Source organism: Frigoribacterium sp. AC759, from assembly GCF_979256015.1.
Genome location: NZ_CEEDMT010000218.1, coordinates 1 through 231, shown reverse-complemented (window position 1 = coordinate 231; position 231 = coordinate 1). Strand labels below are relative to the sequence as shown.

Here is a 231-nt window from a genome sequence, read left to right as displayed (position 1 = left end):
CTCCTTCGACTCGAGGGGGGCGTAGAACTCGCGCATGGCGTCGTAGGTGGGGAGCAGCCCCTGCGCGGCGGCCTCGTCGAGACCAGGAGCGTCGGTGTCCTTCGGCGACAGGCGGGGTTCGCCCGCCTCGTCGGGGAAGATCAGACCGATGCGCTCGTCCCGCGGGTTGATGCCGTGCTCGCGGGCGGCGTTGCAGGTGTCGGTCACCAGATAGCTGACCGTCGCGTCGTC

1 pseudogene is annotated in these 231 nt (G+C 70.1%); it reads right to left on the bottom strand.

Features of this window, described 5'->3' with window-relative positions:
• Positions 1-231 (bottom strand): annotated as a pseudogene (locus ACZ6JE_RS15725) (dTDP-4-dehydrorhamnose 3,5-epimerase); the annotation flags it as partial.